We start from the raw sequence: 9383 nt of genomic DNA, 5'->3' as shown, positions 1-9383 counted from the left end.
TTTGCCCAGGGGGTCGCTGTCCTCTCCATGCGGGGGGAGTGGCGGGATGAGCTGGATGCGCTGGTGGAGCGGTACCACCCGTCGGTGCTGCTGGTGGGGCTGCCGTTGCGCACCGGCGGCGAGGAGGGGCCCGAGGCCCGGTCCGCCAGACAGCTGGCCCGGCAGCTGGGAGAGCGCTATCCGCAGAGTGCCGTGGAGATGTGGGACGAGCGGTTCACCTCCACCGTGGCCAACCAGTCGCTGCTGGCCGGCGACGTGTCCCGGAAACAGCGGAAGAAGCGGGTGGACATGGTGGCCGCGACGATCCTCTTGCAGAGCTATCTTGAGTACCACGGGGGGAACGACCTGTGAAGCTTCCCGAAGGCGTGAAGATGACACCCATGCTGCGTCAGTATGTACGGTGGAAGGAGGCCTACCCCGAGGCGCTGCTCTTTTTCCGCATGGGGGATTTCTACGAGATGTTCTTCGATGACGCCCGGGTGGCGGCGCCGGTGCTCGACATCGCCCTCACCGCCCGGGACCAGGAAAAACGGATCCCCATGGCGGGTGTGCCGGTGCATGCGGTGGAGACCTACATGGGCCGGCTGGTGGAGAAGGGCTACAGTGTAGCCATCTGCGAGCAGTGCAGCGAGCCCGACGGCAGGACGCTGGTGGAACGGCGGGTTATCCGGCTGGTGACGCCGGGGACCTATGTGCCCGAAAAGAGCGGCCGCGACGGGGTTCTGGCGGCGGTGGCCCCCGCCGGTGCGGAGCTCTCCGTCGCCTTTCTGCGGCCGGCCACGGGGCGGCTGGAAGCGGGGACCTTCCCTTCCGGCGAGGCCATGGCGCTCTGCGCTTCCATGTCGCCGGCCGAGACACTGCTCCCCCGTACCGGCCCCCGGGGTGTCGAGGAGCTTGTGACGCGCTCCTGCCCCGGTACGCAGGTGGTGGAGCGTGAGCGCGCCTCCTTCGACCCCGGCGACGGGGAACGGCGGCTGCTCCGCGCCTGGGGGCTCGGCTCGGTGGAGGGCTTCGGTCTCCGCTCCGGCGACCAGGCGGTTGGGTGCGCCGCGGCGCTGCTGGAGTACCTGGAGGAGACCCAGTATGCGGCGGCCCGCCACGTGCGGCGGATCCGGCCGCTGCTGCAGGGGCGGTACCTCCATCTGGACGTGACCACCCAGCGTAACCTGGAGCTGCTGGAAGGCCCCGGTTCGACGCTTCTGTCCATCCTGGACAGGACACGTACGGCCATGGGGCGCCGGATGCTCCGCAGCTGGATCGAGCGGCCCCTGCGTGAGGTCGATGCCATCACCAGGCGGCACGACCGTATTGACGTGCTGCGTGCGGACAGCGCCATGCTGCTGACGGTGCAGGAGCGGCTCGCCGCCTGCCGCGATGTGGAACGGGCTCTGGGGCGGCTGAGCCTCGGGGTCGGCACCGGTCGGGATATGACGGCGGTGCGGGACACCCTGCGGGCCTATCCCGGGATCCGCGACGCCTGCAGCGGAACGTTGCCGGGCGGGGATCTCCCTGACCTGGAGCCCTTCGCGGAGGTGGCGGCCGAACTGGAACGCGCACTGGCCGAGGAGCCTCCCAGACAGCCCGGCGACGGGACCATGATCCGTCAGGGCTACGATGCCGAGCTGGATGAGTACCGTTCGCTGGGCTTCCACGGCGATCGTTGGCTGGAGGAGTTTGCCGCCGTGGAGCGCGAGCGGCTGGGGATCAAAAACCTCAAGGTGGGCTACAACAAGGTCTTCGGGTACTATATCGAGGTGCGCAACACCCAGAAGGACAAGGTTCCCGAAGAGTACCAGCGGAAGCAGACCCTGGTGTCGGGCGAGCGTTTTATCACCGAGGAGCTGAAGGGGTTCGAGGAGAAGGTCTTCGACGCCCTGGAAAAGATCCGGGAACGGGAGCGGACCCTCTACGATGCCCTTGTGGAGCGTGTGCTGGCGCTGACGGAGCCGCTGCAGGAGCTGGGCAACGCCCTGGCGGAGCTCGATGTGCTTGCAGCGGCGGCGGACCTCGCCTGGGAGGGAGGCTACGTGCGCCCCGAGGTGAACCAGGGAGAACGGCTCTCCCTGCGTGGGGCCCGCCATCCGGTGGTGGAGATGGCGCTGCCCGACCAGCCCTTCACGCCCAACGATGTGGAGCTAGACAGCGGCGGCGAGCGGATCGCCATTGTGACGGGGCCCAACATGGCCGGCAAGTCCACCTTTCTCCGCACGGCCGCCCTGCATGTGATCCTCGCCCAGATGGGATGGTTCGTCCCCGCCGAGGCCGCGGTGATCCCCGTGACCGACCGGATCTTCACCCGTATCGGCGCCAGGGACGAGCTGGACCGGGGGCAGAGCACCTTTATGGTGGAGATGCTGGAGACGGCCAACATCCTCCACAACGTGACGGAGAAGAGCTTTGTGGTGCTCGACGAGATCGGCCGGGGGACCTCTACCTACGACGGGATGAGCATCGCCTGGGCGGTCCTGGAGTACCTGGTGGCCCACTGCGGCTGCCGGCCCAAGGTGCTCTTCGCCACCCACTACCATGAGCTGACGGACCTTGCGGAGCGCTGCCGCGAGGTGGTGAATCTCAGTATGGATGTGGACGAGCGTGCCGACGGGATCGTCTTTCTGCACCGGGTGGTGCGCCGGCCGGCGGACCGCTCCTACGGGATCGAGGTGGCCCGTCTGGCGGGGATCCCCGATCAGGTGATCGCCCGGTCCCGGGAGCTGCTGCAGGAGTTCGAGGAGGGCCAGCGCGTTCTGGAACCGCCGCAGCGTCGGCGTGTCGCCAGGGGCGGACAGATGAGGCTGCTTTCGGTGGAGCGGGACGCGCTGCTTGAGGAGCTGGCCTCGCTCGACGCCCGGCGGATGGATCCCGATGATATGCTGAAACGGGTGGCCTCCCTCACCAGACGGAGCCGCCGTGTACTAAGGGAAGGTGTCTGAGATGATCCATCGCTTGCCTGAGGAGATCGCCTCCCGTATTGCCGCGGGAGAGGTGGTGGAACGCCCCGTTTCGGTGGTCAAGGAGCTTCTGGAGAACGCCCTCGACGCCGGCTCGACCAGGGTGACCGTGGCGGTCCGTCAGGGCGGCCGGGGGAGTATCGTGGTGGAGGACAACGGCGGCGGCATCCCCTTCGAGGAGCTTTCGCTCTCCCTCGAACGCTACGCCACCAGCAAGCTCCAGGGGATCGACGACCTGGAGCACATCGGGACGCTGGGGTACCGCGGCGAGGCGCTCTCCAGCATTGCCGCAGTGGGACGGGTGGAGCTCCGCAGCCGCCGCAGCGACGCCGACGAAGGCGGGATGATCCGGGCGGAGGCCGGCGAGCCCGGGGAGCCCCGGCGGATCTCCTGTACGCCGGGCACCAGGGTGCAGGTGGAGGATCTCTTTTTCAATCTGCCGGCCCGGCGGAAGTTCCTCAAGAGCGCCGCCGCCGAGTACCGGCGGATCGTGGAGGTGGTCCAGCGCTATGCGCTGGCCTATCCGCAGGTGGCCTTCCAGCTCTACAAGGACGGCCGCCGGACCTTCGCCGCCCCGGGCGACGGGGAGCTGCCGTCCCTCCTGGAGCAGCTCTGGGGGCCCGAGCCCCCGGCCCGCCATGCCTCCGTGGAGGGGGAACGGTCGGCGCTGACCGCCTGGTGGCAGCCGGCGCCGGGCGGGTCGCGGATGAATGTGGTCTCCTTTGTCAACGGGCGCTTTTTCCAGGACGGTGTGGTGCGTGCGGCGCTGCACGAGGTCAGGGGCAGCACCGAGGGTGAGTGGCTGCTCTTTGTCCGGGTGCCGCCGGAGGATGTGGATGTGAATATCCATCCCGCCAAACGGGAGGTGCGCTTCAAGCGGAGCCGGGAGATCTTCGATATCATCCGCCGGGCCGGCACGGAGCTGCTGGGCGCCCCGCTGGAGGTCGGACTGGATCGGCCGGTGCCGGAGCGTCCGCCCCAGAAAGAGCGGGAACGGCACGGTCCGCCGCTTTCCGGGAACCGGGTGCACGCACCCTCGGGACGAGCCGCCTTTCAGGGGGTGGTGGGCCCCGAAAAACAGGCGCCTGACAGGGAGGCCTGGCCCTTCGACACCCGAAACGAGGCCTCCAGGGGGCCGCAACCCCGGACAGAGGCCCCCGGCGAAGGGCCGCCCATGCCCGGTGTCGGATCGACCGATCCCGCACCAGACCGGGGGAGGCGGGAGCAGGAGCGGCCGGTGCGCTATCTCGGCCAGCTCGACACGGGATACCTGCTCTTCGACGACGGCGGCGACCTCCTGCTCATGGATCCCCACGCGGCCCACGAGCGGGTGCGGTACGAGGAGATCCTCGACATCGGCACGAGAGGGATCCGTTCGCAGGGAATGGCGGAAGGGATCGTCCTGCCCCCCACACTGGCGGCGCAGGCCGAGGAGTATCGGGAAGGGCTTGCGGAGCTGGGTTTCTCGCTGACTGCGGGAGCGGAAACGGTGCGGCTCGACGCCGTGCCGTCTCTCGGTGCCGTCGGGGAGGCGGCCGAACCGGTGGCGCTGCTCCGTGCGGCGGTGGCGGCCGTGGAGGAGAACCGCGACGAACCCGTCCGGGAGATCTGGGCCCGCTGGGCGATGCGTGCCTGCAGGGGAGCGGTGAAGCTCGGCGAGAGGCTGGCGCCCCGGGAAGCGGAGCGGCTTCTGCAGCGACTGCAGAACAGCGAGCGCCCCGACAGCTGCCCCCATGGACGTCCGACGGTGCGGCGTATCGCCGCGGCGCAGCTGGCGCGCTATTTCGGGAGGGAGTAGCATGCCCGGGGAACGCATCGTTGTGCCGGCTCTCATCGGCCCGACCGCGTCGGGCAAGACATCGCTGAGTCTGCGGATCGCCCGGGAGCTCAACGCCGAGGTGATCTCCGTGGACTCCCGGCAGGTCTACCGGTACATGGATGTGGGGACCGACAAGGTGGACCGGCAGACCCGCTACGAGATCCTGCACCATCTGATCGATGTGGCCGATCCCGATGAGGTCTACTCCGCGGCGGATTTCGTCCGTCAGGCTACCGATGCGGTGCGGCGCATCCGGGCGCGGGGGAGGCTGCCGCTGCTGGTGGGCGGCACGCCCTTCTATTTCAGCGCTCTTGCCGAGGGGCTGCTCTCCGGTGACCTGCCGAAAGACGAGCAGCTCCGGAGGGAGCTGGAAGCGGAGGCGGAACGGAACGGTCGGGCCGCGCTGCACGCCAGGTTGCAGAAGGCGGATCCGGGAGCGGCGGCGACGATCCACCCCAACGACACCACCCGGGTGGTGCGGGCGCTGGAGATCACCCTTCTTTCCGGCAAACCGGTGACGGAGGTCTATGGGGAACAGGAACGGATGGAATCGCCGGTGGAACCCCGGTACATCGGCCTTGCACCGGATCGTGGCGGGCTGTACGGTATCATTGCCCAGCGGGTACGGGCGCAGTTTGCCGCCGGATATGTGGAGGAGGTGGCGTGGCTGCTCCAAAAGGGCTTTGCCAGGGATCTTCCCGCCATGAAGGGCTTCGGATACCGGGAGATCGCCGCCCATCTGCAGGGGGAATGCACGCTGGAGGAGGCGATCCAGGGGGATATCCGCTCCACCAAGGCCTTTTCCCGCCGACAGATGACCTGGTTCCGGAAATTTCCTGGCGTTGTGTGGTATGATGCTGGCAGTGCCTGTGCCGACGAGGCGGTTTTTGACGAAATCTGCGGGCTTTGCCTGGCGAATGCAGGGGAGGAACGTGATTGACAGTACGTTGTGCGGAGCCCAACGGCTTCTGTTTCGGGGTCCGTCGGGCCATCGACACCCTGGAGACAGCACTGCGCGACTACGGCGAGGTCTATGCCCTGGGCAGCCCGATCCACAATCCGCCGGAGGTCGCACGGCTGGAGCGGCTTGGTCTGAAAGTGGTGCACGATACAGAGGATGTGCCGGAGGGTGCTGTAGTCTTTGTCCGCGCCCACGGGCTCTCCCCGGAGGAGATGGAACGGTGCCGGCGCCGGAATGTCCATCTGATCGACGGAACCTGCCCCTTTGTCAGCAAGGCCCAGGAACGGGCCGCCTTCCTGTCCGATCAAGGGTACGATGTCGTGATTGTAGGAGACGAGAACCATCCGGAGGTACGCGGCATCCGCGGCTGCGTCATCGGGCGCGCCTATGTGGTGAGCGGTCCGGAGGCATTGCCGGCGACGTTTCCTTCAGGCAAGGTGGGGGTGGTCTGCCAGACCACGCAGAAGGAGCCGAACCTTGCGGCCGTGGTGGCGGCACTGGTGCCGCACATTGTCGAGCTCAGGGTGTACAACACAATCTGCGGAGCCACGGCGGCCCGCCAGGACGCTGTGCGCTTTATGGCACAGGATGTTGATGGTATTATTATCATAGGTGGCAAGAATAGCGCGAATACGCGGAAGCTTGTTGAGATAGCCGAGAGCGAATCTGTGGATGTGACCTGGGTGGAAGACCCGGAAGAGCTTGACAGTCGATGGCTTGACAAGCATTCTATATTGGGAGTTGCCGCCGGGGCGAGCACCCCGGATTGGCTTATCGATAAACTTATCTCAAGACTCGCGACGCGCAGGTCGTCAAGGGGGATGGAAGGTTATGTTGGAGAACAACCGAGAAGTGGAGACCACTGAGACCGAGCAGGTGGATCCCACGGAGAACCAGGAAACCGCACAGACTGTGGAGGAAACGGTATCCACAGAAGAAGAGGTGGAGCAGCAGGAAGAGGCCACCGAGGTCGAGGCCGAACAGGAGGCTGAAACCGAGGCCGAAGAGGAAGCCGAGACCGAGGCCGAAGAGGACACCGAGGTCGAGCAGGAAGCCGGCCGGGAGATCGAGGCCGAATCCGCCGAGACCGCGGAATCAGCCGAGCAGAGCGAGCCCGCCGATGGCGGGGAGAGCATGGAACAGCTTCTGGACCAGGAAGAGATGATGGAGAAGTACACCACCCAGGATGTCCACAGGGGGATGCTGGTTGACGGTGAGGTCATCGACACGAGCAGCGACGGATGGCTTGTCGACGTAGGCTACAAATGCGAAGGCTATCTGCCCCGCAAGGAGTGGACGCACCGGGCGCTGGTGGAAGAAGTGGAAGAACCCAACGTGGGCGACAAGATCCGCGTGCAGGTTATAAATGTGATCCAGAACGAGGAAGCCCAGCTTACCGTAAGCCGCTGGCGCTCCGAGTTCGACGAGCGCTGGAGCGCCGTCGAGGAAGCGCTGGCGAAAAGCGATGTGGTGACCGTTGAGGGCCTGCGCAAGGTAAAAGGCGGTTTGATCGTCAACTGCTGCGGTATCGAGGGCTTTATCCCCATCTCGCATCTCGCCGAGGAAGGGCGGGGGGTCAATCCGGCCCGGTTTATCGGCGAGGAGTTCGAGGTCAAGCTGCTGGAGAAGGACCGCAGAAAGCGGCGTCTCGTCTTTTCCAGGCGTTCCGTCCTCGAGGAGGAGCTCAAGTACCAGCGCGACAAGTTCTACGACGAGGTCGAAGAGGGGACGGTTCTCGAGGGGACGGTCAGCAGCATCACCTCCTTCGGAGTCTTCGTCAATCTCGGGCCCATCGAAGGCCTTGTGCACATCTCCGAGCTCTCCTGGCAGCGCAACGCCAAGCCCAAGGAGATCGTCAAGAAGGGCGACACCCAGAAGGTCAAGGTGATCGGTATCGATCAGGAGCGGGACCGTATCTCGCTCAGCATCAAACAGCTCCAGAACGACCCCTGGGAGAGTGTGGGCGAACGCTGGCAGAAGGACGACAAGACCACGGGTACCGTCACCAACCTCACCGACTTCGGCGCCTTTGTGGAGATCGAGCCGGGCGTGGAGGGGCTGGTCCATATCGGTGACCTCAGCTGGACCCGCATCAAGCATCCCCGGGATGTGCTGCGCAAGGGCCAGGAGGTAGAGGTGCAGATCCTCGATGTCGATCAGGAGCGCCGCCGCATCAGCCTGGGTTACAAGCAGCTCCACGATCCCTGGGACGGTGTTGGCGAACGCTACTGGGAGAACCAGGATGTGGACGTCAAGGTGGTCCGCCTCGCCGACTTCGGTGCCTTTGTGGAGCTGGAGAAGGGCGTGGAAGGACTGATCCACATCTCCCAGCTGAGCAGGGAGCGTGTGGACAAGCCCGGCGATGTCCTGCAGGAAGGGCAGGAGGTGACGGCCCGCATTCTGGAGGTCAAGCCGAAGGAGCGGAGGATCCGTCTCAGCCTCAGTGCCCTCCAGCAGGGCGAGGAGCCCAAAAAGGAACAGAAACGGGACCGTCCCGCCAAGTCCGCAGGAGGAAAGAAGCAGCAGAACAACTCCTACACGGAGGACGATGCCGCCGTGACCATCGGTGATCTCCTCGGGGATGTCTTCAATAACTAGGAAGGGTTCTGAAGAACAATAGTCCGGTACTGCCGTACCCCTCCGGGGGTGCGGCAGTGTGTTGTGCAATGAGGAGATGGGAACAATGGCTGTGTTGCCGCTCAAGATATACCCGGATCCGGTGCTGCGGGCGGAAAACGCGGAGGAAGAGGGGTTCGGCGAAGAATTGGCGGCCTTCCTCGAGGATATGTGGGAGTCCATGTACGCCCACGACGGTGTGGGGCTGGCGGCCCCGCAGATCGGTGTGTCCCGGAGGATCGCCGTCGTCGAGGTGAAAGGCGAGCGCTTTGTCCTGATCGATCCCGAGGTGCGGGAACAGAGCGGCGAGATCGTCGCCGAGGAGGGCTGCCTGAGCTTCCCCGGCATCTTCGAGGACATCGCCAGACCGGCACAGGTGGTGGTGGCGACGCGCGACCCCGACGGGACGGAACGGCGGATCGACGCCGAAGGCTTTCTGGCCAGGGCGCTGATGCATGAGATCGACCACCTTAACGGCACGCTGATCATTGACCACCTGTCGCTGATGAAACGGCAGGTCATCAAGCGGAAATTCCGAAAGAAGAAGGGTTGATCCCCTTGTCGATGAGGCTTTGGTTTCTCGGTTCCGGCCACTTCGCTGCTGTCTGCTTTGCAGAGATGGTCTCCACGTTCTCCTTTGAGGGCGTGGTGACGGCGCCGCCCCGGAAGGCGGGTCGGGGGCTGAAGCCCCGGCCGACGCCCCTGGAGGGGGCGGCCCGGCGGGCCGGGTACGAACCGTGGCGCACCGCCCGAATCGGTGAAGAGCAAGGGCTTCTTGCCGCCATGGAGGCGTCCCGGCCCGATGCGGTGCTCGTGGTGGATTTCGGCCGGCGGATCCCCGGGCGGCTGTTGGAACTGCCCCGGTACGGCTGTCTCAATGTCCATCCATCGCTGCTCCCCAGGTACCGCGGCGCCGCCCCGGTGCAGCGCGCCATCATGGAGGGCCCCGCCGAGACAGGGGTGACGGTCTTCCGGCTGGTGGAGGCCATGGACGCCGGGCCGGTCCTCGGCCGTGAGCGAGTGGCCATCGGGTCGGAGG

General features: G+C 66.1%; 8 protein-coding genes. All 8 read left to right on the top strand.

All coding sequences use genetic code 11. From position 1 onward, the window contains the following. A partial coding sequence (gene ruvX, locus K9L28_10685) for a Holliday junction resolvase RuvX (GenBank protein MCF7936794.1) occupies positions 1-351 on the top strand: 351 nt, incomplete at its 5' end. Positions 352-371: 20 nt separating this feature from the next. Beyond that, a complete protein-coding gene (mutS, locus tag K9L28_10680; protein ID MCF7936793.1) occupies positions 372-2930 on the top strand; it encodes a DNA mismatch repair protein MutS in 2559 nt (852 codons plus the stop codon). 1 nt (position 2931) lies between these two features. Continuing rightward, positions 2932-4746 (top strand): DNA mismatch repair endonuclease MutL, encoded by a 1815-nt coding sequence (gene mutL / locus K9L28_10675; protein MCF7936792.1) that lies wholly within the window; start codon positions 2932-2934, stop codon positions 4744-4746. Position 4747: 1 nt separating this feature from the next. Then, on the top strand, positions 4748-5707 hold the full coding sequence (gene miaA, locus K9L28_10670; GenBank protein MCF7936791.1) for a tRNA (adenosine(37)-N6)-dimethylallyltransferase MiaA: 960 nt from the start codon (positions 4748-4750) through the stop codon (positions 5705-5707). Continuing rightward, positions 5704-6594, top strand: a complete 891-nt coding sequence (ispH, locus tag K9L28_10665; protein MCF7936790.1) for a 4-hydroxy-3-methylbut-2-enyl diphosphate reductase — start codon at positions 5704-5706, stop codon at positions 6592-6594. The genes miaA and ispH overlap by 4 nt, the downstream gene beginning before the upstream one ends. After that, the gene (locus K9L28_10660; protein MCF7936789.1) at positions 6560-8326 is read left to right on the top strand and encodes a S1 RNA-binding domain-containing protein; all 1767 of its coding nucleotides are present in this window, start codon (positions 6560-6562) and stop codon (positions 8324-8326) included. The genes ispH and K9L28_10660 overlap by 35 nt, the downstream gene beginning before the upstream one ends. Positions 8327-8411: 85 nt before the next feature. Next, the gene (gene def / locus K9L28_10655; GenBank protein MCF7936788.1) at positions 8412-8897 is read left to right on the top strand and encodes a peptide deformylase; all 486 of its coding nucleotides are present in this window, start codon (positions 8412-8414) and stop codon (positions 8895-8897) included. Positions 8898-8908: 11 nt separating this feature from the next. Then, on the top strand, positions 8909-9383 hold a 475-nt coding region (locus K9L28_10650), incomplete at its 3' end, for a methionyl-tRNA formyltransferase (GenBank protein MCF7936787.1).

The organism is Synergistales bacterium, from assembly GCA_021736445.1.
Lineage (GTDB): Bacteria > Synergistota > Synergistia > Synergistales > Aminiphilaceae > JAIPGA01.
Note: the sequence above shows the minus strand (reverse complement) of the source record. Positions and strands in the feature narration are given on the sequence as shown.

What these genes read in the sequence shown, in the direction of transcription:
- mutS (MCF7936793.1), top strand. Translation starts at nt 372, where the DNA reads ATGACACCCATGCTGCGTCAGTATGTACGGTGGAAGGAGGCCTACCCC.
- mutL (MCF7936792.1), top strand. Translation starts at nt 2,932, where the DNA reads ATGATCCATCGCTTGCCTGAGGAGATCGCCTCCCGTATTGCCGCGGGA.
- miaA (MCF7936791.1), top strand. Translation starts at nt 4,748, where the DNA reads ATGCCCGGGGAACGCATCGTTGTGCCGGCTCTCATCGGCCCGACCGCG.
- K9L28_10660 (MCF7936789.1), top strand. Translation starts at nt 6,560, where the DNA reads ATGTTGGAGAACAACCGAGAAGTGGAGACCACTGAGACCGAGCAGGTG.
- def (MCF7936788.1), top strand. Translation starts at nt 8,412, where the DNA reads ATGGCTGTGTTGCCGCTCAAGATATACCCGGATCCGGTGCTGCGGGCG.